This is a genomic window from Gordonia sp. NPDC003950, assembly GCF_053605205.1.
Genome location: NZ_JBSGIT010000007.1, coordinates 206,847 through 231,748, shown reverse-complemented (window position 1 = coordinate 231,748; position 24,902 = coordinate 206,847). Strand labels below are relative to the sequence as shown.

Below are 24,902 nucleotides of genomic sequence, written 5' to 3'. Positions count from 1 at the left end.
CACCAACATCACCCCGTGGCCTGCGAGATCGACTGATCGACTGCAAGAAGGAACTGGCTCTAGAACTGACTGGACCGGTTACCGGGGACCTGCCATGGGCATACTCGGCTCCCCACGGCACCGACATCGACGGGTCCGCGGTGACCTCGACGTAGACGACGGCTTCTCCGACGACCGAGATATCGCGGAAGTACGCGGTCACCGATCCCGGAGAGCCCGAGGTAGTCAGCCCGAGGTAGTCAGCCCGAGGTCGTCATCCCCGAAATCGTCATCACCGTCGACCCGGCCGACGACACCACGTCGACCGCGCGCGGGTCGTCTCCGCCGCCGCATCCCGCGAACAGTAGCGTCGCGGCGGGATCCAGACCCACCCCGCACGTCGCCTCCCGATCACGAGAGTGCCCGCTCCACCTCGTCCCGGGTGCGCGTGAACTCTCCGCTCAGGGCGGCCACATCCGGCCCGGACCGCAGCACCCCGCGGCTCGAGGCGGGTAGCACCCAGGACGGGTCGGCCCCGGCGAAGACCTCCGGCAGGTCGCTCGGCGTCGCCCCCTGAGCGCCCAGCCCGGGCGACAAGATCGGTCCGTTCAGGCCGGCGAGGTCCAGTCCATGCGCGCGGGTCGCGCCGACGACGAGTCCCAGAGTGCCGGTGCCGTCGACATTCTCGGCGGCGGCGGCATCGACGATGCGTTGGCCCACCGGACGGCCGTCGGCGTCGGCGAGCTGTACCGGGGCACCTTCCGGGTTCGACGTCCGGGCGAGCACGAACACTCCCCGACCGCCCGCACGCGCGAGGTCGATGGCCGGCGACAGGGATCCGAACCCGAGATACGGGGACGCCGTCACCGCATCCGAGCACAGCGGGGAGGCGTCGTCGAGCCAGGCCGTGGCATAGGCGGCCATCGTCGAACCGATGTCGCCGCGTTTGGCGTCGGCGAGCACGAGCGCACCGGCCTCGCGGCAACCGGTGATGACGCGTTCGAGGACCGCGAAGCCGGCCGCCCCGAACACCTCGAAGAACGCTACCTGCGGTTTCACCACGGCCGCAACGGGTCCCAGCGCCTCGACGCAGATGTCGGCGAAGCGGGCCAGACCGTCGGCGTCGACGCTCAACCCCCACTGCGTCAGCAGTTCGGCGTGTGGGTCGATACCGGCACACAGCCGCCCCCGCCCGGAGACGGCCTCGCGGTAGCGCGACCCGAAGCCGGTCACCGCTCGTTCACCAGTGCCGCATGCCGACGTTGCAGCGCCTCGACGCCCATGCTCTTGTTCCGCGCGGCCTCGATCCCCTGCACCGCCGCACTCGCCCCCTGCACGGTGGTGATGCACGGAATGCCGGCGGCGACGGCGGCACTACGTATCTCGTAGCCGTCGACACGGGGTCCGGACTGTCCGTACGGGGTGTTGATCACCATCGCCACCTCGCCGGCCCGGATCGCGTCGAGGATCGTCGGCTCACCCGGTCCGGCCTCGAAGTGCTTGCGCACCGTGGTGGCATCGATCCCGTTGCGACGCAACACGTCTGCGGTGCCCTCGGTGGCCAGGATGGTGAATCCGAGGTCGGCGAGGTGCTTGACCGGGAACAGCAGTGCACGTTTGTCCTTGTTGGCCACCGACACGAACACCGCACCGTTGGTGGGCAGCGATCCGTAGGCCGCGGTCTGCGACTTGGCGAATGCCCGGCCGAAGTCCGCGTCGATACCCATCACCTCGCCGGTGGACTTCATCTCGGGACTGAGCAAGGAGTCGACGCCGGTGCCGTCGTGGCGGCGGAACCGGTTGAACGGCAACACCGCTTCCTTCACCGCGATCGGCGCATGCGACGGGGCGTCGCCGCCGTCGCCGTCGGCTGCCAGGATCGCCTGCTCGCGCAGTTCGGCGATCGAGGTACCCAGCATCACTCGCGCGCAGGCCTTGGCCAGCGGGATCGCGGTCGCCTTGGAGACGAACGGCACGGTGCGGCTCGCCCGCGGATTGGCTTCCAGCACGTAGAGAACATCGTCCTTGAGGGCGTACTGCACGTTGAGCAGCCCGCGCACCCCGATGCCCTTGGCCAGGGCCTCGGTGGATGCGCGCACCATCGCCAGATCCGCACGGCCCAGGGTCACTGGCGGCAGCGCACACGCCGAGTCGCCGGAGTGGATGCCGGCCTCCTCGATGTGCTCCATGATCCCGCCGATGTAGACCTCCTGACCGTCACACAGCGCGTCGACGTCGATCTCGACGGCGTCCTCGAGGAAACGGTCGACCAGCACCGGATGATCGGGGGTGAGTTCGGTGGCACGGGAGATGTAGTCCGCCAAGGACTTCTCGTCGTAGACGATCTCCATGCCACGGCCACCCAGCACGTAGGACGGACGTACCAGAACCGGGTAGCCGATCCGTGCGGCGGTGTCGCGGGCCTCGTCGAAGGAGGTCGCGGTGCCGAACGCAGGGGCGGGCAGGCCCGCGGCGGTGAGCACCTTGCCGAACTCGCCGCGGTCCTCGGCCAGATCGATGGCCGCCGGGGAGGTGCCGACGATCGGCACCCCGGCCGCCTCGAGGCGATGGGCCAGTCCGAGCGGGGTCTGCCCACCGAGTTGCACGATGACCCCGGCCACGGTGCCCGACTCCGATTCGGCGTGGAAGACCTCGAGGACATCCTCGAAGGTCAGCGGCTCGAAGTAGAGACGGTCGGCGGTGTCGTAGTCGGTGGAGACGGTCTCCGGGTTGCAGTTGACCATCACCGTCTCGTAACCGGCCTCGCTCAGGGTGAGCGCGGCGTGCACACACGAGTAGTCGAACTCGATGCCCTGCCCGATCCGGTTGGGTCCGGACCCGAGGATGAGTACCTTGGGCCGCTCGGTCTGCGGTGCCACCTCGCTGGTGGCCGCCGGATCGAGCTCATAGGTGGAGTAGTGATACGGCGTGCGGGCCTCGAACTCGGCGGCACAGGTGTCGACGGTCTTGTAGACCGGCCGCACGCCCAGCTCGTGACGAAGTGCGCGAACCGCGTTCTCGTCGGCGAGGTCGCCACGCAGCGCCGCGATCTGGCGGTCGGAGAAGCCGGTCGACTTGGCTTCCCGGAGAAGCTCTTCGGACAATTCGTCGGCGTCGCGGATATCGGCACCGAGCGCGGCGATGCCACCGATCTCGGCGAGGAACCACGGGTCGATCTTGGTTGACTCGTAGAGATCCTCGACGCTGGCACCGGCCTCGAAGGCCAACATGATGCCGTAGAGTCGGCCGTCCTTGGGGACCGAGAGCTCCTCGAGCAGTGCGGGCAGGTCGATGGTCGCGGGGTCGACCCGGCCCGGTTCGGTCCAGAATCCGGCGGCCTTGGTCTCCAGGGATCGCATCACCTTGCCGAGTGCCTCGGCGAAGCTGCGGCCGAGGCTCATCGCCTCACCCACCGACTTCATCGTGGTGGTCAGCGTGTCGTCGGCACCCGGGAACTTCTCGAACGCGAACCGCGGCGCCTTGACCACCACGTAGTCCAGCGTCGGCTCGAAGCAGGCCGGGGTCTCCTTGGTGATGTCGTTGGTGATCTCATCCAGGCTGTAGCCGATGGCGAGCTTCGCGGCGATCTTGGCGATCGGGAATCCCGTTGCCTTGGAGGCCAACGCGGACGACCGCGAGACGCGCGGGTTCATCTCGATGACGACGAGGCGACCGTCGGCGGGGTCCTGGGCGAACTGGATGTTGCAGCCGCCGGTGTCGACGCCCACCTCGCGCAGGATGGCGATCGAGAGGTCTCGCATCTTCTGGTATTCGCGGTCGGTCAGGGTCATCGCGGGGGCCACGGTGACCGAGTCACCGGTGTGCACGCCGACCGGGTCGACGTTCTCGATGGAGCAGATGACGACCACGTTGTCGCGGTTGTCGCGCATCAGCTCGAGCTCGTATTCCTTCCAGCCGAGGATGGATTCCTCGATGAGGACGTTCGCGGTCGGCGACGCGGCGAGACCCCCGCCGGCGATGCGGTCGAGGTCGGCCTCGTCATAGGCCATGCCCGAGCCGAGTCCACCCATGGTGAACGACGGCCGCACCACCACCGGATAGCCGAGTTCGGCGACGGTCTCCCGGACCTCTTCCATCGTGTGGCAGACCGCCGAGCGGGCGCTCTCGCCACCGACCTTGGCGACGATGTCCTTGAACATCTGCCGGTCCTCACCGCGCTGGATGGCGTCGAAGTCGGCACCGATCAGCTCGATGCCGTACTTCTCCAGCGAACCCCGATCATGCAGTGCCACAGCGGTGTTGAGGGCGGTCTGGCCGCCGAGTGTGGCCAGCACGGCGTCGATCGGGTGGCCGGCGTCACGTTCGGCCTCGATGACCTTCTCGACGTACTCGGCGGTGATCGGCTCGATGTAGGTGGCGTCGGCGAACTCCGGGTCGGTCATGATGGTGGCCGGATTCGAGTTCACCAGGCTCACCCGCAGACCCTCGGACTTCAGGACGCGGCAGGCCTGGGTTCCGGAGTAGTCGAATTCGCAGGCCTGGCCGATGACGATCGGTCCGGAGCCGATCACCAGGACGTGCTTGAGATCGGTGCGGCGCGGCATCAGGCCCTCGTTCCGTTGGCGCGGTCACTCTCGAGCAGGGTGACGAATTTGTCGAAGAGGTAGGCGGCGTCGTGCGGACCGGCCGCGGCCTCCGGATGGTACTGGACGGAAAATGCTCTGCCGGAGAGCAATTCGACGCCCTCAACGGTGCCGTCGTTGGCGCAGACGTGGCTGACCCGGGCGCGTCCGAAGTCGGTGTCGAACTCCTCACCTGCTTCGCCTTCGAGGGCGAAGCCATGGTTCTGCGAGGTGATGGAGACCGCGCCGGTGGCGTGGTCGATGACCGGGATGTTGATGCCGCGGTGACCGAAGGTCATCTTGTAGGTGCGCCGACCCAGTGCGCGGCCGAGGATCTGGTTGCCGAAGCAGATTCCGAAGAGCGGCAGATCCGCACCGAGGACCTCTCGGGTCAACGCCACGGCGGCGTCGGCGGTGGCCGGGTCGCCGGGACCGTTGGACAGGAACACACCGTCGGGCCTCAACTCGGCGATGTCGGCGAAGGAGGCGCTCGACGGCAGAACACGCACCGCGACCCCGCGCTGCGCGAACATCCGCGGCGTGTTGGTCTTGATGCCCAGATCGATGGCGGCGACGGTGTAGCGCGTCTCACCGGCCGGCTCCACGAGGTAGCCGGTGTCGGTGGACACCTCGCCGGCGAGGTCGGCGCCCTTCATCGACGGTTGACTGCGGACACGTCCGAAGAGTTCTTCGGCCCCCGCCCCGTCGAGTGCGGCACCGGAGAATACCCCGGCCCGCATCGATCCGTGATCGCGCAGCGTACGCACCACGGTGCGGGTGTCGATGCCGGAGATGCCGACGATGCCCTGGCGCACCAACTCGTCCTCGAGCGAGGTGGTCGCACGCCAATTCGACACGCGGCGTGTGGGATTGCGGACCGCGTAGCCGGCCACCCAGATCTTGCCGGAATCACCATCGAGGCTGCCGCTGCCGGCGCTGCCGGTGGATTCGCCGTCCTCGGTGTTCCAGCCGGTGTTGCCGATCTGCGGGGCGGTGGCCACCACGATCTGCCGGTGATAGCTGGGGTCGGTGAGGGTTTCCTGATAGCCGGTCATCGCCGTGCAGAACACGGCCTCGCCGAGGGTTTCGCCGACGGCGCCGTAGGCCCGGCCGGAGAACACCTGACCGTTCTCGAGCACCAGAACCGCTGCGGTCATTGATCTTTCCTCTGTTCGGTCTCGGAGCGCGCCGGGGCAGCGGTCGCCGTCTCCTCGGGGGTGGTGGGCTTGGGCGTAATGGCCGCGGCATCGGTGGATTCGGCATCGGTGGATTCGGCGTCGGTGGCCGCGGAGTCGGCAGGGTGGGTGTCGTCGATCCAGCCGGGATAGATGCTCTTGTCGTCGGCGCGGAATCCGGAGTCGATCTCGGTGCCACCCGGCAACGTCCAGCGGATCACCAGCACTCCGTCGGCGCTCATCACCTTGCCGGCGTGACCACGTTCGGTCCGCACCGCGGTGATCGATGCCCGGGGAATCCAGATCTCGCTCGCACCGGTCCGTTCGATCAGGATCCCGTCAGGATGTGCGGACAGTCGCGCGGACGCCCGATCGCCGAAGTCCCCCACCGCAATCCGATTCTGCCAGCTCGGCGCGAGGGTGGCGCCGAGGTAGAGCCCGGTGTCGGGACCACGCAGCGTGTCTCCGAGTTCGGCCGGCGCCGTCGGGATCTCGCCGATGATCTCGGCCTGTCGGCGTCCGCGGTTGCGCCACCCGCGCACCACCAGGGCGACCAGCGCCAACCACACCACCAGCACCACGATGACGATGATCAGGTCGGTCCACAGCTCGTTCATGCGCTCGCCCGTCCGTCACGGGCGGTGACGACGCCGCGCAGAAGCGTCGCGACCACGGTCGCCGGCATCGTCATGGATTCATACGGAGTGTTGTCCGACAGGCTTGCCAAGTCGGGACCGTGCACCACCCACGACCGGTCCGGATCGACGATGGTGAGATTCGCCGGCTCCCCCACCGCGATGGGACGCCCCTGATCGGTGAGACCGACGATCTCCGCGGGGCGCTCACTCATCACGCGCGCCACGCCACGCCAGTCGAGCAGACCGGGAACGACCATCGTCTCGACGATGATCGGCAGTGCGGTCTCGAGGCCCAGCATTCCCGGTTTGGCGAGGGCGAATTCGCAGCACTTCTCCTGCGCCGCATGCGGTGCGTGGTCGGTACCGACGCAGTCGATGATGCCGTCGGCGAGGGCCTGACGAAGCGCGAGATTGTCCCGGGTTTCGCGCAGCGGCGGATTGACCCGGTTCACCCCGTCGTAGGTGGTCAGCCGTTCGTCGTTGAGGAACAGGTGATGCGGGGTCACCTCGGCGGTGATCGCGATGCCCTGGTCCTTGGCCCAGCGCAGCAATTCGACGGTGCCCTCGGTGGACGCGTGGCAGATGTGCACGCGCGCGCCGGCGTCGCGGGCCAGCAACGCGTCACGGACGACGATGGATTCCTCGGCGGCGCGCGGCCAACCGGCCAGTCCGAGTCGGGCGGCGTTCGGACCCTCGTGTGCGACAGCACCTTTGGTGAGCCGAGGCTCCTCGGCGTGCTGGGCGATCAGCACCCCGAGGCCGGTGGCGTACTCCAGGGCCCGACGCATGATCAGCGGATCGAAGACGCATTTGCCGTCGTCGCTGAACAGCCGGACACCGGCGGCGCCGGAGGCCATCATGCCCATCTCGGCGAGTTGTTCGCCCTTCAGGCCGACGGTGACCGCCCCGACCGGGTGCACGTCGACGAGTCCGACGTCGCGCCCGACCCGCCAGACGTTGTCGGTGATGGTCGAGTTGTCGGCAACCGGGTCGGTGTTGGCCATGGCGAACACCGCGGTGTAGCCGCCGAGCGCGGCCGCTCGGGAGCCGGTTCGAATGGTCTCGGTGTCCTCGCGCCCGGGTTCGCGCAGGTGGGTGTGCAGGTCGACGAGACCGGGCAGCAGCACCGCTCCCGCGCCGTCGATGATCTCGGCACCCTCGGGGACGGTGAGCGAGGATCCGATCTCGGTGATGGAGCCGTCGATCACCGCCACATCCACCGGATCGCCCTCGCCGTAGGGGCGCACCTGTTGCAGGACAACGGTTCCGATGGCATCGGGTCCCGGAATGGGTCCGGGGATCGGGGCGCTCACAGTGTGACTCCTGTCTGGTCGGTCGTGTCGGTGCCGACGAGCAGGCGGAACAGCACCGCCATCCGCACGTGCACGCCGTTGCGGACCTGTTCGAGGACGGTGGCCTGCGGTGCATCGGCGACGGAGAAGCCGATCTCCATGCCGCGCAGCATTGGTCCGGGGTGCAGCACCACCGCGTCGTCGTCGAGCAGGGCGAGCCGTCGTGCGTTGAGTCCGTAGCGCACCGAGTACTCGCGGGAACTCGGGAAGAAGCCACCGTTCATGCGTTCGGCCTGCACGCGCAGCATCATCACCGCGTCGAGGGTGGGCAGTTCGGCGTCGAGGTCGCCGGTCACGGTGACCGGCCACTGGTCGACCCCGACCGGCAGCAGGGTCGGTGGGGCGATCAGCACCACCTCGGCCCCGAGGGTCGCCAGCAGGTGGGCGTTGGATCGCGCCACCCGCGAGTGCAGCACGTCGCCGACGATGCCGATGCGGCGGCCGTCGAGGGAGCCGAGTCGCTGGCGCAGGGTCAGCGCGTCGAGCAGCGCCTGGGTGGGATGTTCGTGGGTGCCGTCACCCGCGTTGATGACGGCGGGCCCACTGGTTTCCCGGCCGTTGGGCCCGATACCGGCGCCGCCGGTCCACTGCGCGATCTGATGGGCCGCGCCGGAGGCCGGATGCCGCACGATCAGGGCGTCGGCGCCGATCGCGCGTAGCGTCATCGCGGTGTCTCGCAGGGATTCTCCCTTGCCGACCGAGGAACTCGACGCCGAGACGTTGATCACGTCGGCGCTCATCCACTTGCCCGCCGTCTCGAAGGACACGCGGGTGCGGGTGGAGTTCTCGTAGAACACCGTCATCACGGTGCGGCCTCGCAACGTCGGGAGTTTGCGCACCTCCCGGCCGGTGAGTGCCTGCTCGAAACGTTCGGCGTCGTCGAGCAGTTCGGTGGCGTCGTCGCGGGTGAGGTCCTGGGTGGAGAGCAGGTGCCGCATCAGGCCTGCACCGCCCCGGCGGAGCTGAGCACGACCTCGTCCACGCCGTCGTGCTCGGTGAGGTGGACCGCCACGTTCTCGTCGCGGGAGGTCGGGATGTTCTTGCCGACGTAGTCGGCGCGCAACGGTAGTTCGCGGTGACCGCGGTCGATGAGCACCGCCAGCTGGACAGCGGCCGGGCGCCCCAGGTCACGCAGTGCGTCGAGGGCGGCCCGCACCGTCCGGCCGGAGTAGAGCACGTCGTCGACGAGGATGACGATCGCATTGTCGACGCCACCGGTGGGCACCATGGTGCGTTCGAGGGGGCGGTGCGGTTTGTCGCGTAGGTCGTCGCGGTACAGGGTGATGTCGAGGTATCCGACGGGGATCTCCCGACCGGCGAACTCGGCGATCTTGGCCGCCAACCGGTCGGCGAGAGTCGTTCCGCGGGTGGGAATTCCGATGATGATGACATGCGGCGCGTCGGGGGCGTCGAGAGTATTCTTCTCGATCACCTGATGGGCCACCCGGGCGATGGTTCTCGACACATCGCCGGCGTCGAGCAGAACGCGCCGATTGGGTGGGGCACCGTCGGTAGGCGTGACCACGCCGACCTCCTTCTCCGCCTCACGGGACGGATCGTTAAAGGATGTCTTTCTCGTCAGGTACCTTACACGCCGCCGTCGGGTGCGCTGACGTCGGCGCAGTCAGATCTGCGGCGGGTCCGTCCGCGGCTGCGCGGCGGCGGCCGCCCGCACCTGCGGAGCGAGTTCGGCGATCGTCCCGAGCACTCCGTTGACGAAGGCCGGGGAATCGTCGGTCGACAGTTCCTTGGCCAGTTCGACGGCCTCATCCACCACCACGACCGGGTCGACATCGGTGGCATTGAACAGTTCCCACGTCGCCTGACGCAGGATGGCGCGATCGACTGCCGGCAGCCGCTCGAGGGTCCACCCCTTCAGATGAGAGGAGATCACCGCGTCGATCTGGGTGCTGTCGGCGACAAGGCCGTCGATCACCCGCTGGGTGTAGGAATGAATCTGTCCGACGCTCTCGTCGGAGTTGACCAGAATGCGGCGTTCGGCGATGAGGCTGTCGGGGGCGACCCCCTTGGCCTCCGCTTCGAACAACAGGTCAACGGCGCGTCTGCGCGCCTTGTGTCGGGTTCCGGGCTGCTTCACGTGGGGAGGTCTCGCTCAGCTGTTGACGCGGCCGAGGTAGCTGCCGTCGCGGGAGTCGACCTTCAGCTTGTCGCCAGTGTTGATGAACAGCGGAACCTGGATCTCGGCGCCGCTCTCCATGGTGGCGGGCTTGGTGCCGCCGGTGGAACGGTCACCCTGCAGACCGGGATCGGTGTGGGTCACCTCCATCTCGACGGTGACCGGAAGCTCGATGAACAGCGGATTGCCGTCGTTGAGGGAGACCTGCACGGTCATGTTCTCCAGCAGGAAGCGGGCGCCGTCACCGACGACGGCCGGCGGGAGCGCGTACTGCTCGTAGTCCTGGGTGTCCATGAACACGTAGTCGGTGCCGTCGTTGTAGAGGAAGGTCATGTCACGGCGGTCGACGGTCGCGGTTTCGACCTTCACACCGGCGTTGAAGGTCTTGTCGACGGTCTTGCCCGAGAGCACATTCTTGATCTTGGTCCGCACGAAGGCCGGGCCCTTGCCGGGCTTGACGTGCTGGAATTCGAGGATCTGCCACAGCTGGTCGTCCATGCGCAGCACGAGGCCGTTCTTGAAATCGGCGGTGGTCGCCATAGGTGTCGTCTTCTTTCCTGGATTTGTCCGATTGCCGTCAGATGACGGTGAATGCCTTGTCGGTGGCGGTCAGCAGCTCCGGATCGCCGTCGGTGACGACGAGGGTGTCCTCGATCCTGACTCCGCCTCGCCCCGGGAGGTACACCCCGGGTTCCACGGTCACCGCTGCGCCGCATGGCAGTGTACCCGTCGCCAGTTTGCCGATTCCCGGTGCTTCGTGAATCTGCAGGCCGACGCCGTGGCCGAGGCCGTGCACGTAGTCGTCGCCGTGGCCTGCGTCGGCGATGATCGCGCGGGCGGCGGCGTCGATCTCGCGCAGATCCGCACCCGGTGCCAGTGCTGCCCGGCCGGCGGCCTGCGCGGCGGCGACGAGGTCGTAAATGTCCTTCTGCCATGCTGCCGCTCGGCGTAGCACGAAGGTGCGGGTCATATCCGAGTGATAGCCGCCATAGAGCGCCCCGAAGTCGATCTTGACCAGGTCGCCGTCGGCGAGGACCGCGTCCGTCGGCCGATGATGTGGGATCGCCGAATGTGCGCCGGCGGCGACAATCGTCTCGAAGGCGATGCCGTCGGCACCGAGCCGGTACATCGCCCACTCGAGGGCCCGCGCGACCTCGCGTTCGGTGGCCCCGGCCCGGATCACGCCGTCGGTGATGATCGCGGCCAGCGCGTCGTCGCCGATCGCGCAGGCCTGGCGCAGCAACGCGATCTCACCGGCGTCCTTCACCTCGCGGAGGCCCTCGACCAGGCCCGATCGGCCGACGAGGTCGACACCGCCGGGTGCCGTGTCGGCCAGTCGCCGATGCGCGGCGACGGTCAGGGCGTCGGCCTCGAACCCGATCATCGTGGCACCCGCCGCGGCGGCGACCCCGAGCAGTTCCTGCGGGCAGTCGCGTGCGATGACGGCGGTGAGGTCACCGGCCTGCGCGGCGACCTGGGTGAGATATCGGCCATCGGTGCAGATGCGGTCGGTCTCGGGACCCGACGCCGAGATGAGCAGCGCGCCGTTGGACCCGGTGAACCCGGTCAGATACCGCAGGTTGATCAGGTCGGACACGATCAGCACGTCGACGGGCACCTCGTCGGCGGTCAGCAGACCTCGCAGGCGTTCGCGGCGGGCGGCGTGGTCGGGGGTGGTGGGCATTCCTCCACGCTACGACGTCGTCGTCACTTTCGACGCGGCCACCGCCCCGGCCGGCGACGCTCACCGGCAACACCCAACTGTGGCCAACGGCACTCTGCGAGCTCCCTCTCTTGTACTCTTCTCGCCATGGCTCTCCCTTGGTTGCTGCGCGGTGTGGTGATGACCGCCGTCCACGTCGGTGTCCGCGTACTCCTCGGCATCGCGATCATCCACTCCCCGTTGCATTCCACGGTGTGGAAGACCATCGCGGTGGCAGCTGTCGTCCTCGTGGCGGTGCTGTGGGGCGGAATCGACGGAATCTCCGACGCACGCGCCAATCCCGACCCGGACGACTACGACGACCTCACCGTGCGCTGGCTCAAGGCCGGCGTCCTGGCCGGCGCCGCGTCGGCGATCATCTCGTGGGTGCTGGGCACCTTCGTGTTCGCCGGGATCGGCCAGGCCAATTTCGCCGTCGAGTTGTTCGCCGGCGGTTCGTTCACTGCGCTGCTGATCTTCGTGCCCGCCTTCGTGGGTGCGGCGGTCGGTCGCTTCCTGATCCGGCGGGATCAGCGCAAGAACGCACCCGACACCAGCGACTGGTCGGTGCATCCCGACGCGGAGAAGACCGAGCAGATCGAGCGGGTCTGAGGCGAGTCCGGGCACTCGAGGCAGCGTGCCCGCGGTGCCGGGAGCGTCGGGATCAGCGGTGACCCCGACGTCGGGCGAGTCGCAGGCGTCCTCGAGCTCCTCGGCGTCGGTGACACCAGGGACTGCTCACACGCGCGGCGACCCGACGACTACAACAGAGTGACGCCGTTCGGCGCGGCGTCGGCGGCCACCGCCGAGTAGGCGGCCGCGATCAGCGACGGATCCGGTCCCTCGAGTCGCCCCGGCTTGGCGAGTCCGTCGAGGACGACGAAACGCATCACACCCGAACGATTCTTCTTGTCCCCGGCCATGGTCGTCAGCAGGTCACCGAGCGCGTCGGCGTCGTAGGTGGTGGGCAATCCGACGAGATCGAGGATCGACTTGTGGCGGTCGGCAGTGGCGTCGTCCAGACGCCCGGCCAGGCGCGCGAGCTCGGCGGCGAACACCAGTCCGACGGCCACGGCGGCACCGTGGCGCCAGCGGTACCGTTCACGCCGCTCGATGGCATGGCCGAGGGTGTGCCCGTAGTTCAGGATCTCGCGGAGTGAGGCCTCTTTGAGGTCGGCGGACACCACGTCGGCCTTCACCTGCACCGACCGCCGGATGAGCTCCGGCAGCACTGCTCCGGTGGGATCGGTGGCCGCGGCCGGATCCGCCTCGATGAGGTCGAGGATCACCGGATCGGCGATGAAACCGGTCTTGATGACCTCGGCGAGGCCGGCGATGACCTCGTTGCGCGGCACGGTCTCGAGGGTGGCGATGTCGATGAGGACGGCGTCGGGTTCGTGGAAGGCCCCGACGAGATTTTTCCCGGCGTCGGTGTTGATGCCGGTCTTGCCGCCGACGGCGGCGTCGACCATGGCCAGCAGGGTCGTCGGGACGTGGATGACGCCGATGCCCCGCATCCAAGTGGCAGCGACGAATCCGGCGAGGTCGGTGGCCGCTCCCCCGCCCAGCGACACGATCTTGTCGTTGCGTTTCAGGCCGATCCGGCCGCACACATCCCAGCAGAACTCGGCGACCTTGAGGTCCTTACCCGCCTCGGCGTCCGGGATCTCCACGCGATGTGCATCGAATCCCTTGTCGGACAGGAACTCCCTGATCTGTTCGGCGGTCTGCGCGAGGGTCGGCTGGTACAGGATGGCCACCCGGTCGGCACCGGCCGCAGCCTGCGCCAGATCACCGAGAAGGCCACGACCGGTGATCACCTCATAGGGCGACGATGCGTTGACCGCGATGCGGACGGGTTCGGTCGACGTGGCGGGGTCGGTCATGACGTCCTCTCGGGAACGATTTCGCGAAGTTCGTGGGCGATGGCTGTGACGATCTCGTCGGCGACCTGCTCGGGATCACCGGCCGCGGCATCGACCTCGATGGTGGCCACTCCGGCGTAGGTGTCGGCGCGCTGCTCGAGCAATTCGCGGTATCGCGCAGCCGGTTCGGCGGAGGCGAGCAGCGGCCGATCCGAACCCGACACCCGCGCGAAGCCGGATTCGGCACCGACACGCAGATGAATCACCCGGTGTCCGGCGAGGCCGTCGGCGACCGCCGGCGTCGTCACCGCACCACCTCCGAGTGCGACGATTCCGCGATGATTCTCCAAGATGTCGAGGACGACGTCGCGTTCGATCTCTCGGAACCGGATCGGTCCGGAACCGGTGAAGATCTCCGGGATCGTCTGCCCCACACGGTGTTCGATCTCGGTGTCGGTGTCGATGAAGTCGACACCGAGGCGATCGGCGAGAACCTTTCCGACGGTGGACTTTCCGGCCCCCATGAAGCCGATCAGGACCGCCGCCGGACGATCGGGCCCGCCGACCTGTGCACCGGTCTCGCCGGGGGCCGTCATGAGCGGGGCGGCCGGGTCGCGATGTGTTTCAGGTAGCCCCGCAGGTTCTCACTGGTCTCGGCCACCGAATCGCCACCGAACTTCTCCAGCGCGGCCTGCGCCAGCACGAGCGCAACCATCGACTCGGCGACCACACCCGCGGCCGGCACCGCACACACATCCGAGCGCTGATGGATCGCACTGGCCTGATCACCGGTGCTCATGTCGATCGTCGACAACGCCCGCGGCACGGTCGAGATCGGCTTCATCGCCGCCCGTACCCGGATGTCCTCGCCATTGGACATGCCGCCTTCCAGGCCGCCGGCGCGGTTGGTGGACCGCAGCACACCGTCGGGGCCGGGCACCATCTCGTCGTGCGCCTGGCTACCGCGGCGGCGCGCGGTGGCGAAGCCGTCGCCAACCTCGACCCCCTTGATGGCCTGGATACCCATGAGGGCACCGGCCAGGCGCGCGTCGAGTCGGGTCTCGCCGCTCACGTGGGAACCGAGTCCGACCGGCACGTTGGTGGCGACCACCTCGACGACGCCGCCGAGGGTGTCTCCGTCCTTCTTGGCGGCCTCGATCTCGGCGATCATCTGAGTCTCGGCCGTCGTATCGAAGGCCCGCACCGGGCTGGCGTCGATGGCCTCGAGATCGGCGATCGTCGGGGCCGGACCCGCATAGGGATCGCTCGCACCGATCGAGATGACGTGGGAGACGATGTCGATCCCGAGTACCTGACGCAGGAAGTTGCGGGCCACGGTCCCGGCGGCCACCCGGGCGGCGGTCTCGCGGGCACTGGCCCGCTCGAGGATCGGCCGCGCGTCGTCGAAGCCGTACTTGAGCATGCCGGAGAAATCGGCATGCCCGGGACGTGGCCGGGTCAGCGGCGCGTTCCGCGCACTGCCCTCGAGGTCGGCGGCGTCGACGGGATCGGCGGCCATCACGGTTTCCCACTTGGGCCACTCGGTATTGCCGATCTCGATCGCGATCGGCCCGCCCATGGAGCGGCCGTGACGCATGCCGCCGATCACGGTGACCTTGTCGGCCTCGAACTTCATCCGGGCGCCCCGGCCGTAGCCGAGTCGACGACGGGCCAATTGCAGGGCGATATCCGATGACGTGACCTCGACTCCGGCGACCATTCCCTCGACGATCGCCACGAGGGCCGGGCCATGGGACTCTCCGGCGGTTATCCAGCGCAACACAAGGATCAATTGTTCCATGCGCCGACGACGACCCCGACCGCGGCCGTGACCAGGAAGGCCCCGGCGAGTGCGGGCCCGTGCGGTCGGCGCACTCGTCCACCGCGACCGAGCACGAATTCGGCCAGCGTGATCACCTGCGCGATCAGCACCATCACCAGCGCCGACACCGGGTCGCCGAGCACACCACCGAGGACGAAGGCGAGCTTGACGTCGCCGGCGCCACACGCACCTGCAAGGAATCCCAACAGGTAGGCCAGGGACCCGGCGGACGCCGCGGCCAACACGACGGGATGGATGCCGCCGGCGATGATCACCGCAGCGACACCAGGGACGATGGCGATGTTCGGTATCCGGGAATGCCGGTGATCGAATCCGGCGATCACCGCCAGCCACGCGAGGATCACCGAGGTTGCCGACGCCGTGACGGCCGCTGCAGGGGTCATCAGTGCAGTGTCACCGACGATGGGCACCACGCCACGTCACCGAAGCAGGCATCGCCGCCCACCTGTGAGCCCCGGAGGCTCTGGGGATGACGGTGAGGACGCGCGGGCGCCGGTCTGTCCGGTCGGCCCGCACCGGCTCACCCGGCCGCGGCGCCGATCACCGCCGCCATCGCCTCCCGCGGAGCGGGATACCCGGTGAACTGCTCCACCTGGGAGAAGGCCTGGTTCAACAACATCACCAGACCACCGACCACCCGTCCGCCGGCCTCGGTGACCGCGGCGGCGAGCGGGGTCGGCCACGGATCGTAGATCACGTCAACCACCCGGGCGGCCGCCGACAGCGAGCCGACCACGGCGGCGGCCCCCGCGGCGGGTGCGGTCGACACCGTCACCGCGGATTCGGCGCAGCGCCGGGTGAGCTCGTCGTCGGAGGCGAACGACAGCAGGGACGCGCGGACCCCGAGTCGGTCGGCGAGGTCGAGAACTCCGCGCGCCCGGTCGGCGCTACGGGCGACGACGGTCACGTCATCGACTCCGACCGCCACCAGCGCGGCGACGGTGGGCAGGGCGGTCCCACCGGCTCCGACGACGACGGCTGCGCGGGGCAGCGTGGCGCCGACCGTCTCGGGGAGCACCCCGAGCGCTGCGAGCGCGCCGGTCATCCCGTCGATGTCGGTGTTGTCGGCACGCCATCCGGTCTCGGTCCGGACCAGGGTGTTGGCGGATCCCACCAGTACCGCCCGCGGGGTGCGTTCGTCGGCGACCCCGAGGGCCGCCAGCTTCGCGGGCATCGTCACCGAGAACCCGACCTGCGCCGGGTTCGCCGAACGCACGATCGTCGGCAGTGTGTCGGCGGTGCATTCGGTACGCACGTAGGTCCAGTCGGCCAGGCCGAGGGCACGATATGCCGCCAGGTGCAGGTCCGGCGACCGCGAATGCGAAATGGGTGAGCCGAGAACCGCCGCGGCACGCGCATGTCGTCCGCCCACCGGCTCGGCCAGCACCGGTCGGTCCAACGGCAGAGGGCTCACCGGCACGTGATGAACCTGTTGCGGCACGCGGTACTGATGTTGCGCCGATGCTGATCGAAGTCGGCGGTGAACAGGGTCGTCCCCTTCGCGTCGACGGTGACGAAGTACAGCCAATCGCCGTCGGCGGGCTGCTCCATCGCCTCGAGTGCCTGCTCCTCGACCGCCCCGATCGGGGTGGGTGGCAGCCCCCGGATCACATAGGTGTTCCACGGCGTACCGGCCCGCAGGTCCTCGTCATGCACGTTGAGGTCGACCACCTGAGCGGTGTAGTTGGCCGTCGAGTCGAACTCCAGCCTCTGACCCTTGTCCAACCGGTTGAGGATGACCCGGGCCACCTTGGGGTAGTCGGCCGGATTGACCTCGCCCTGCAGCAGCGAGGCCGCGACCAGCGTCTGGTACGGGCTCAGACCGGAGCTGTTGTTGCTCAACAGCCCCCACTTCTCATACGTCGCGGCGCTCTGGGTGATCAGTGTGCGCAGGATCTCGGTGGCCGACTGACCCGGGTCGATCGATTCCCATGTCCCGGGGGCGATGAGGCCCTCGATCCGACGATGGTCCCCGTCCAGACCGGTCACCGCGGCGCGCGCCCACGACGGAATCCCCAGGTCGGTGACGCTCCCCTGCGCGGCGGCGTCGTCGAGTTGCTCGACGGTCACCCCGATCCGTCGGCCGTTGATGTCCACCCCGGTCTGATTGGCGATCATCTCGAAGATGCCCGGGGTGACCCGCCCGGAGGTGTCCCGCTTGGTGTCCACCGGGGTGCCCGGGGGAACCACGATCCGCCCGACGCGGTGCGCCGCATCCGGATCGGAGATCATCTCGACCGCCGTCGACGCCGGGATCTCGGTGCGCATCTTGTAGTACCCACTCGACAACGACGCATCACCCGCGGCATCGACAAAGGCGTGCACGCTGCCGACCACGTCGTCGTCGACGAGGATCTGTCCCATCTGCTTGATCGTCGTGTCATCGGGGATGTGCACCAACACGTCGCCGGTGCCCTGGGCATTCGTATAATCCTTACGCGAATCGAGCAATCCCGCCTTCTTCGCGCCTACCAGACCGACCCCGACCACGAGCAACAACACCACGACGGCGGCGATGATCATCCCGATCCGACGACGCCGACGGCGGCGGATGCCGGCGGGCCGCCGATCCGGATGATCGTCGACCGGTGCTCCGTCGGTCTCTGCGACGACGGTGTCGGCGACGGTCCGGTGATCGGCGGTGTCGTGCGCGATGACCGTGTCGTGGGCTGCGGTATGGGCGAAACCGGATCCACCCTCGTCCGACTCGGTCGGATCTGCCAGTGCCGCAAGCGCTCCGGGCGCCACCACCCGTGACGTGACGGACGTCGGATCGACCGTCTCGGTGGGCATCTCATCGGTGCCGAACCCGTCGAGGTCGCTCTGCTCGGTCTGCTCGGTGCCGATCTGGTCCGCATCGACGTCTTCTTCGAGCGGAGCGGTGGGCGTCGCGGCGCTGACCGACTGCTCGGAGACCGACTCTTCGGAGACCGACTGCTCGGAGACCGGCTGCTCGGAGACCGGCTGCTCGATGACCTCGGTCGCAGGCTCGGGACGCTTGCGCAGGTCGGTGACGGCGGCCTCGTCGACCGTCGGCGTCGCGACCGGCGCCATCTTGCGGGTGTCGACCGTGGTGTCGATCGTGTCGGTGCAAGCCACCCGGGCCCGCATCGAGGTCGGCGCCAACCCCGTCGGGGCGGCGCCCGGTGAGGCCGGCGCGCTGCTGCGGTTCGGGCCGGGGGTGGTCGCAGGAGCCGGACCGGCGGTGCCGTCCGCGCGACGCCGGCGGTGCCGGGTGCTGGGTCGCCCCTCGACCGATTGCGTGAAGTACCGCAACCGTTCGGGATCCATGCTCCCGCCCGTGTGATCGGACTGCTCTCGATGGCGACTCCGATGCCGTTCGTCGGTCACCGCGGATACCCTCCCTGGTTCCGGTTCGACGGTGTGGCTGCTCGCCGCACCGCCCCCCGGCACGTGCGCACTTCACGCAGCACCAACGCTGCGTGACGATCGGACTCTCCGATCGATGGACGTCGGCCGAATGCGCGCGGACTCATCGTCGCGCGTCCAACCATCCCTGCAGAATAGCGACCGCGGCCGCCTGATCAATGACCCCGCGCGAAGACTTTGCCGAACGGCCGCTGGCGCGCAATGCCTGCGCCGCGGTGACCGTAGTGAGACGCTCGTCCACATACTCCACCCCGACCGGCGCAATTGCACTGGTCAGGGCGTCGCCGAACTCCCGGGCCGCCGCCACCGCGACGCCATCGGTGTTGCGCAGGGTCTTGGGCAATCCGATGATCACGCCGATCGCCTCGTACTCGGCCACCAGCGTGGCGATCCGGGCGATGTCGGTGCCACCGGAACTGTCGCGACGCACGGTTTCCACCGGCGTGGCGAGGATGCCGTCGGGATCGCAGACCGCCACACCGATGCGCACACTGCCCACATCGATGCCGAGGCGACGTCCCCGCTGCAATGGCATCAGCCGAGCAACTCGCGAATCCGGCGAACCGCCGCGTCGACGCCGACGGGATCGGTGCCCGATCCCTGCGCGAGATCCGGTTTGCCACCGCCGCGGCCGCCGACGAGTCCGGCGATGTCCTTGACGATGTCACCGGCCTTGGTGCCCGCGGACCGCGCCGCGTCGGTGGTGGCGATGACGAACGGCACCTTGGTGTCGGCGCCGTCCCCGGTGGTCGAGAAGAGCGCGACGACCGCCGCCCGATCGGCGACCCGGCCCCGCAGATCGGTGGCCACCGACCGCAGACCGTTCGCGTCCAGGCCCGGCAGGATGCCGCTGACCAGCAGTGTCGAGCCCACCGTCGTCGCCTCGTCGAGCAGTCCGGAGGCCGCCGCGCGTGCCGCGTCGGCCCGCAACTTCTCCACCTGCTTCTCGGCGTCGCGCAGCTTCGTGACGAGGGACTCGACGCGTCCGGGCACCTCCTCGGAGGGCACCTTCAACGACGACGCCAGCCCGGCGAGCAGGGCGCGTTCCTTGGACAGATAGCGGAACGAGTCCATCCCGACGTAGGCCTCGACACGTCGGACACCCGATCCGACCGAGGATTCACCGATCACCGTCACCGGCCCGATCTGCGCCGACGATGCGACGTGGGTACCACCGCACAATTCCATCGAGAACGGCCCGCCGATCTCGACGACGCGGACCTCGTCGCCGTAGTTCTCGCCGAACAGGGCGAGCGCCCCCATCGCCTTGGCCTCGGTCAACCCGGTCTCGAAGGTGTTCACCGGATAGTTGGCCTCGACCGCGGCGTTGCTGATCTCCTCGATCTCGGTGCGCTGCGCCTCGGTCAGTGCCGAGCCGGAATGGAAGTCGAAACGCAGGTATCCGGGCCGATTGAGCGAGCCGGCCTGCGTGGCGCTCGGACCGAGGACCTGCCGCAGCGCGGCGTGGACCATATGGGTTCCGGAGTGTCCTTGGGTGGCGCCGTGCCGCCACGCCTGGTCGACCGCCGCGATCACCTCGTCGCCCTCGACGATCTCCCCGGCCTCGACCACCACACTGTGCAACCACACGGTCTTCCCCGCACGCTGGACATCACGCACCCGCAGGCGGGCACCGGTGCTGGTGGTGATGCTGCCGGTGTCGGCCATCTGACCGCCGGACTCCGCGTACAGCGGTGTGCGGTCGAGGATCACGGTCAGTTCCTGACCCGCGGTGGCGTTGCGTACCCGCACCCCGTCGGCGATGAGTCCGAGGACCCGGGCCTCCGACACCAGCTCCTCGTAGCCGGTGAACTCGGTGGGACCGCGGTCGAGGAACTCGCGATAGATGCCGGCGTCGGCGTGCCCGGTCTTGCGGGCGGTCGCATCGGCCTTGGCGCGGGCCTTCTGTTCGGCCATGAGTTCGGTGAAACCGGTCTCGTCGACATTCAGCCCGGCCTCCGCGGCCATCTCCAGGGTCAGATCGATCGGGAAGCCGTAGGTGTCGTGCAGGGTGAAGGCGTCGTTGCCGGACAAAATCGTCTTGTCGGCCTTTTTGGTGGCCGCGGCCGCGTCGGCGAACAGCTTGGTGCCGGCGGCGAGGGTCTTGGCGAAGCTGTTCTCCTCCCCCTCGGCGACGGTGAGGATGTGGTCCCGCTGCGCGGCGAGTTCCGGATACGACGGGGCCATCAGGTCGATCGCCATGCCGACGAACGCCCCGATCGTCGGTCCCTGCGCGCCGAGGAGACGCGCCGAGCGGACGACGCGCCGCAGGAGTCGGCGCAGCACGTAGCCGCGGCCGTCGTTACCGGGCAGCACGCCGTCGCCGATGAGCATCGCCGAGGTGCGGGTGTGGTCGGCGATGACGCGGAATTTCACGTCGTCGTCGTGATGGCCGGCGCCGTAGGCGCGTCCGGTGACCTCGGCGGCGAGGTCGATGATCGGCTTGAGCAGATCGGTCTCGTAGACGTTGTCGACACCCTGCAGCAGGCATGCGACACGTTCGATACCCATGCCGGTGTCGATGTTCTTCTTGGGCAGCGGCCCGAGGATCTCGTAGCCCTCCTTGCCGCCGCCGGGACCGCGGACGTTCTGCATGAACACGAGATTCCAGATCTCGATGTAGCGGTCCTCGTCGGCCTCCGGGCCACCCTCGACGCCGTAATCGGGGCCGCGGTCGTAGAAGATCTCCGAACACGGCCCGCACGGCCCGGGCACACCCATCGACCAGTAGTTGTCCTTCAGACCACGCCGCTGGATGCGCTCGGCGGGCACCCCGATCTCGTCGCGCCAGATGGACTCGGCCTCGTCGTCGTCGAGATAGACCGTGGGCCACAGCTTTTCGGCTGGGATGCCGTATCCGCCGTCCTCGACGCTGTTGGTCAGCAGCGTCCAGGCGAAGTTGATGGCCTCGCGCTTGAAATAGTCGCCGAAGGAGAAGTTGCCGGCCATCTGGAAGAACGTGTTGTGGCGGGTCGTGATGCCGACCTCGTCGATGTCGAGGGTGCGGACGCACTTCTGCACGCTGGTCGCACGATCGAACGGCGGCGTCTGTTCACCGAGAAAGTACGGCTTGAACGGCACCATGCCCGCGTTGACGAACAACAGGTTCGGGTCGTCGAGGATGAGCGAGGCACTGGGCACCTCGGTGTGCCCGGCGGAGATGAAGTGATCCAGGAATCGCTTCCGGATGTCATGCGTCTGCACTGCGGTGTCGTCCTCGGGAAGTGGTTGGGCTATCTGCGACTTACCAGCCTACCGTCGAGTACTTCCCGGCGATCTCACCGGCGCCGGGATACGCCCGCCACGCCTGCCACACCCGGCTCGTGAGCGGCGGACAGTGAGAGAGCGCTATCAGTGGGTGAGAGAGCGCCGTCAGTGAGGAGCCGAGCGCTATCAGTGAGGGCGAGAGCGCAGTCAGTCGGTGAGAGAGCGCTGTCAGTGTGATCGCGAGCGTGAGGTCACCCGCCGGATGATGGATCGCAGTTTGTTGACCCGCGGCCCGATCTCACGTTCGAAACCGTGGTCGGTGGGTTCGTAATAGTCGACGCCCACCAGATCATCGGGTGGATACTGTTGCGGCACAACACCATCGGGGTCGTCATGGGGATACCGGTAGCCGACCCCGCTGCCCAGCGTCTTCGCGCCGGCGTAGTGACTGTCACGCAGATGAGCGGGTACCGCGCCGGCCTTCCCCGCCTCGACGTCGGCAAGTGCGGCGCCGATCGCGGTCACCACCCCCGCCGACTTCGGGGCGGTCGCGAGATGAATCGTGGCCTGGGTGAGGGCCAGTTTGGCCTCGGGCATGCCGACCAGCGCGACCACCTGTGCGGCGGCCACGGCCGTCTGCAGTGCGGTCGGATCGGCCATGCCGATGTCCTCGCTGGCGTGGATCATCAGCCGTCGTGCGATGAATCGCGGGTCCTCCCCCGCGCTGATCATCCGGGCCAGATAGTGCAGCGCGGCATCGACGTCGGACCCGCGGATCGACTTGATGAACGCCGAAGTGACGTCGTAGTGCTGGTCGCCGTCCCGGTCATAGCGCACGGCGGCCTTGTCGATGGCCGCCTCGACGTCGGCGAGATCGACCGGCGGCACGGCGTCACCCTCGTCCGGGTCCGTGTCGGAGAGCACCGTGTCGGCGGCCGCCTCCAACGCCGTCAGTGCGCGACGCGCATCCCCGCCGGCGACGGCGACGAGATGGTCGTAGGCGGCGTCGGTGACCGCGACCCGGCCGCCGAGCCCACGGTCGTCGGCGACGGCGCGCCGCAGCACCTCGCGGATGTCGTCGTCGGTGAGCGATCGCAGTCGCAGCACCAGCGATCGGGACAGCAGCGGCGACACGACCGAGAAGGACGGATTCTCGGTGGTGGCCGCCACCAGCAGCACGATGCGGTTCTCCACAGCGTGCAACAGTGCGTCCTGCTGGGTCTTGGAGAAGCGGTGGACCTCGTCGATGAACAGAACGGTCTGCTCGCCGTCGACGAGTCGGCGACGGGCGACCTCGATGACCGCACGCACCTCCTTGACCCCGGCCGACAGCGCCGACAACGCCTCGAACCGACCACCGGCGGCCGTCGAGATCAACGACGCCATGGTGGTCTTGCCCGTCCCCGGTGGGCCGTAGAGCAGGACCGATGCCGCACCGGACCCGCTGATCAGGCGCCGCAGAGGTGACCCGGTTCCGAGCAGATGCTGCTGACCGACGATCTCGTCGAGGGTGCGCGGACGCATCCGCACGGCCAGCGGCCCAGTCGGCGACGATCCGGTGACACCGGCCCCGGTGTCACCGCTGGTGGGCATTCCGGGAGGCTCCGGTGGCTCGAACAGTGCGTCCATCTCGAGGGTCAGGAGAGCCACACCCGGTGCAACGCCACACCCATCGCGGTCGCGAAGTCGGCGATCTCCGGATCGACCGACGCCGCCGCCGTCGCCAGATCCGACCACCGCGCGACGATCACCCGAGGATCGTTGGTGTGCAGGGCCCAGTCGTGGGCGTAGTGCGAGCCGACCGCCTCGTCGGCGTCGATGTCGACGGTGTCCAGATCGAGGTCGCCGATCCCCAGTCCGTCGATCCTCACACCGTCGACGGCGGTGCCGTCGAGGTCGCGCAGGTCGACACCGTGGGCAGCGAGATCCTCGTCCCCGTGGCCGACGGGCAGGTGCGCGGCACCCCCGATGTCGGCGTCGTCGTCGGGCAGCATCCAGATCGTCGACAACCACACCCAGAGCAGCCGTGCGATCACCAGGGTGCGTTGCAGGTCGCCGTCCCGACGCAGCGCCGGCCAGATGCCGTGGACCTCCGAACGCCACGCATCGACCATGGCGATCTCCAGGTCACCGTGCCGATCGAGGGCCTGCGGGCCCAGTTGCGCGGCGAAGGTGACCAACGCGTAGGCGATGTCGAGGCTGGCGTCCCGGAAGCCACCCCACTCGTAATCCATGAACTGCACGCCCGCCTCGTTGAGCAGGATGTTCTCCGGGCCCACATCCGACGGGCTGAAGGCGCGGTGATCGCCCTCGTCGAAGAGCCGGCAGGCGGTGTCGAGCGCGCGGACGACGCTGCACCCCATCTCGACGCCGAGATCGGCGGCCCGGGCACGGGCCACCCGTGACGCGCGCAGTGCCTCCTCACGCAGCAGGTCACCGCCCTGGGTGCCGGCCGGTCCGCGCCGGACCAGCGCCGCGAAGTCTCCTTCGCCACCGACGGTGGCCGCGTGCATACGGCCGAGCGCCTGACCCCACGCGCTGATCGCCCGGGAGGTCTCGACCACATCGGTCCCGGCGAGCAGATCGGTCATGGCATTGCCTCGTCCGAGGTCGGACAGCACCATCAGTCGTACATCCGGATCCGATGCGATCAGCTGCGGGCCCGGCCGGGACTCGGTGGGCAGCGCGGTGGCGTACTTGTAGGACGCGATCTCGCGGTGGAACGCGTGCGGATCCTCGTGTTGCGGCAGGGCCTTGATGACGAGGGTGCGATCCATCGACAGCGGATTCTGGGCGACTCGTACGCGCACCACGATGGTGCGCCCACTTCCACCGAGATCCTCCGGTTCGGCGAGCACCACCGGCGAACCGGCTCGATGCGACAACAGGGCCTCTGCTGCACGCACCACACTGGTGATGCGGCTTTCTGTGATGACCGTCATGGCGCCTTCCACGCTACCCAAAGACACCGACAGACGTCAGTGCCGCATTCGTTTCGTGATCGTTCAGATGACCCCGCGCAGCGCCGAGA

The 24,902-nt window shown here is 68.5% G+C and carries 23 protein-coding genes; 2 read left to right on the top strand and 21 right to left on the bottom strand.

Features of this window, described 5'->3' with window-relative positions:
• Nucleotides 1-239: 239 nt before the first annotated feature.
• The 11 genes from ACWETB_RS08635 to ACWETB_RS08585 all read right to left on the bottom strand — a co-directional run bounded on the left by ACWETB_RS08635 (nucleotide 240) and on the right by ACWETB_RS08585 (nucleotide 11,548).
• Entirely contained in the window at nucleotides 240-371 is a 132-nt protein-coding gene (locus ACWETB_RS08635; protein ID WP_449742942.1) for a hypothetical protein, read from the bottom strand.
• 19 nt (nucleotides 372-390) lie between these two features.
• Nucleotides 391-1,212: an orotidine-5'-phosphate decarboxylase gene (gene pyrF, locus ACWETB_RS08630; RefSeq protein ID WP_452210558.1), complete on the bottom strand. Its 822-nt coding sequence runs from the start codon at nucleotides 1,210-1,212 to the stop codon at nucleotides 391-393.
• Nucleotides 1,209-4,544, bottom strand: coding sequence for a carbamoyl-phosphate synthase large subunit (gene carB, locus ACWETB_RS08625; protein WP_452210556.1), 3,336 nt, complete (start codon nucleotides 4,542-4,544; stop codon nucleotides 1,209-1,211). The genes pyrF and carB overlap by 4 nt, the downstream gene beginning before the upstream one ends.
• Nucleotides 4,544-5,719, bottom strand: coding sequence for a glutamine-hydrolyzing carbamoyl-phosphate synthase small subunit (gene carA / locus ACWETB_RS08620; protein ID WP_449742945.1), 1,176 nt, complete (start codon nucleotides 5,717-5,719; stop codon nucleotides 4,544-4,546). The genes carB and carA overlap by 1 nt, the downstream gene beginning before the upstream one ends.
• Nucleotides 5,716-6,354: a PH-like domain-containing protein gene (locus ACWETB_RS08615; protein ID WP_452210554.1), complete on the bottom strand. Its 639-nt coding sequence runs from the start codon at nucleotides 6,352-6,354 to the stop codon at nucleotides 5,716-5,718. Before ACWETB_RS08615 ends, carA begins: the two co-directional genes overlap by 4 nt.
• Complete coding sequence (locus ACWETB_RS08610; RefSeq protein WP_452210577.1) at nucleotides 6,351-7,664, bottom strand: dihydroorotase; 1,314 nt, start codon at nucleotides 7,662-7,664, stop codon at nucleotides 6,351-6,353. Before ACWETB_RS08610 ends, ACWETB_RS08615 begins: the two co-directional genes overlap by 4 nt.
• Before the next feature lie 20 nt (nucleotides 7,665-7,684).
• On the bottom strand, nucleotides 7,685-8,665 hold the full coding sequence (locus ACWETB_RS08605; protein WP_452210552.1) for an aspartate carbamoyltransferase catalytic subunit: 981 nt from the start codon (nucleotides 8,663-8,665) through the stop codon (nucleotides 7,685-7,687).
• On the bottom strand, nucleotides 8,665-9,252 hold the full coding sequence (gene pyrR / locus ACWETB_RS08600) for a bifunctional pyr operon transcriptional regulator/uracil phosphoribosyltransferase PyrR (protein WP_449742949.1): 588 nt from the start codon (nucleotides 9,250-9,252) through the stop codon (nucleotides 8,665-8,667). Before pyrR ends, ACWETB_RS08605 begins: the two co-directional genes overlap by 1 nt.
• Nucleotides 9,253-9,351: 99 nt before the next feature.
• Nucleotides 9,352-9,825: a transcription antitermination factor NusB gene (nusB, locus tag ACWETB_RS08595; RefSeq protein ID WP_449742950.1), complete on the bottom strand. Its 474-nt coding sequence runs from the start codon at nucleotides 9,823-9,825 to the stop codon at nucleotides 9,352-9,354.
• A 15-nt stretch (nucleotides 9,826-9,840) separates the two neighbouring features.
• Nucleotides 9,841-10,404 (bottom strand): elongation factor P, encoded by a 564-nt coding sequence (gene efp, locus ACWETB_RS08590; protein ID WP_348803683.1) that lies wholly within the window; start codon nucleotides 10,402-10,404, stop codon nucleotides 9,841-9,843.
• A gap of 37 nt (nucleotides 10,405-10,441) precedes the next feature.
• Nucleotides 10,442-11,548 (bottom strand): M24 family metallopeptidase, encoded by a 1,107-nt coding sequence (locus tag ACWETB_RS08585; protein ID WP_452210549.1) that lies wholly within the window; start codon nucleotides 11,546-11,548, stop codon nucleotides 10,442-10,444.
• 126 nt (nucleotides 11,549-11,674) lie between these two features.
• Between ACWETB_RS08585 and ACWETB_RS08580 the strand changes: the two genes are divergently transcribed.
• Entirely contained in the window at nucleotides 11,675-12,178 is a 504-nt protein-coding gene (locus ACWETB_RS08580) for a B-4DMT family transporter (protein WP_348803681.1), read from the top strand.
• 149 nt (nucleotides 12,179-12,327) lie between these two features.
• Here the strand turns inward: ACWETB_RS08580 and aroB are convergent, their stop codons facing one another.
• From aroB to mltG, 6 genes are all read right to left on the bottom strand, one after another.
• Nucleotides 12,328-13,452 carry a 3-dehydroquinate synthase gene (gene aroB, locus ACWETB_RS08575; protein ID WP_452210546.1) on the bottom strand — a complete coding sequence of 375 codons (1,125 nt, stop codon included), beginning with the start codon at nucleotides 13,450-13,452 and terminating at the stop codon, nucleotides 12,328-12,330.
• Nucleotides 13,449-14,027 (bottom strand): shikimate kinase, encoded by a 579-nt coding sequence (locus tag ACWETB_RS08570; protein WP_452210544.1) that lies wholly within the window; start codon nucleotides 14,025-14,027, stop codon nucleotides 13,449-13,451. The genes aroB and ACWETB_RS08570 overlap by 4 nt, the downstream gene beginning before the upstream one ends.
• On the bottom strand, nucleotides 14,024-15,232 hold the full coding sequence (gene aroC / locus ACWETB_RS08565; RefSeq protein ID WP_452210542.1) for a chorismate synthase: 1,209 nt from the start codon (nucleotides 15,230-15,232) through the stop codon (nucleotides 14,024-14,026). The genes ACWETB_RS08570 and aroC overlap by 4 nt, the downstream gene beginning before the upstream one ends.
• Nucleotides 15,220-15,657 carry a prepilin peptidase gene (locus tag ACWETB_RS08560; protein ID WP_452210540.1) on the bottom strand — a complete coding sequence of 146 codons (438 nt, stop codon included), beginning with the start codon at nucleotides 15,655-15,657 and terminating at the stop codon, nucleotides 15,220-15,222. The genes aroC and ACWETB_RS08560 overlap by 13 nt, the downstream gene beginning before the upstream one ends.
• Before the next feature lie 137 nt (nucleotides 15,658-15,794).
• On the bottom strand, nucleotides 15,795-16,694 hold the full coding sequence (locus ACWETB_RS08555) for a shikimate dehydrogenase (RefSeq protein WP_452210538.1): 900 nt from the start codon (nucleotides 16,692-16,694) through the stop codon (nucleotides 15,795-15,797).
• Nucleotides 16,685-18,373, bottom strand: coding sequence for an endolytic transglycosylase MltG (mltG, locus tag ACWETB_RS08550; protein ID WP_452210536.1), 1,689 nt, complete (start codon nucleotides 18,371-18,373; stop codon nucleotides 16,685-16,687). The genes ACWETB_RS08555 and mltG overlap by 10 nt, the downstream gene beginning before the upstream one ends.
• Here mltG and ACWETB_RS08545 point away from each other — a divergent pair.
• Complete coding sequence (locus ACWETB_RS08545) at nucleotides 18,357-18,581, top strand: hypothetical protein (protein ID WP_452210534.1); 225 nt, start codon at nucleotides 18,357-18,359, stop codon at nucleotides 18,579-18,581. The genes mltG and ACWETB_RS08545 overlap by 17 nt on opposite strands.
• Nucleotides 18,582-18,767: 186 nt before the next feature.
• Here ACWETB_RS08545 and ruvX read toward each other — a convergent pair whose 3' ends face one another.
• The 4 genes from ruvX to ACWETB_RS08525 all read right to left on the bottom strand — a co-directional run bounded on the left by ruvX (nucleotide 18,768) and on the right by ACWETB_RS08525 (nucleotide 24,813).
• The gene (gene ruvX, locus ACWETB_RS08540; RefSeq protein ID WP_449742960.1) at nucleotides 18,768-19,199 is read right to left on the bottom strand and encodes a Holliday junction resolvase RuvX; all 432 of its coding nucleotides are present in this window, start codon (nucleotides 19,197-19,199) and stop codon (nucleotides 18,768-18,770) included.
• Nucleotides 19,199-21,868: an alanine--tRNA ligase gene (gene alaS, locus ACWETB_RS08535; protein ID WP_452210531.1), complete on the bottom strand. Its 2,670-nt coding sequence runs from the start codon at nucleotides 21,866-21,868 to the stop codon at nucleotides 19,199-19,201. Before alaS ends, ruvX begins: the two co-directional genes overlap by 1 nt.
• 231 nt (nucleotides 21,869-22,099) lie before the next feature.
• Complete coding sequence (locus tag ACWETB_RS08530; protein ID WP_449743004.1) at nucleotides 22,100-23,500, bottom strand: replication-associated recombination protein A; 1,401 nt, start codon at nucleotides 23,498-23,500, stop codon at nucleotides 22,100-22,102.
• An 8-nt stretch (nucleotides 23,501-23,508) separates the two neighbouring features.
• Nucleotides 23,509-24,813, bottom strand: a complete 1,305-nt coding sequence (locus ACWETB_RS08525) for a hypothetical protein (protein ID WP_449742962.1) — start codon at nucleotides 24,811-24,813, stop codon at nucleotides 23,509-23,511.
• Between the last annotated feature and the right edge of the window lie 89 nt (nucleotides 24,814-24,902).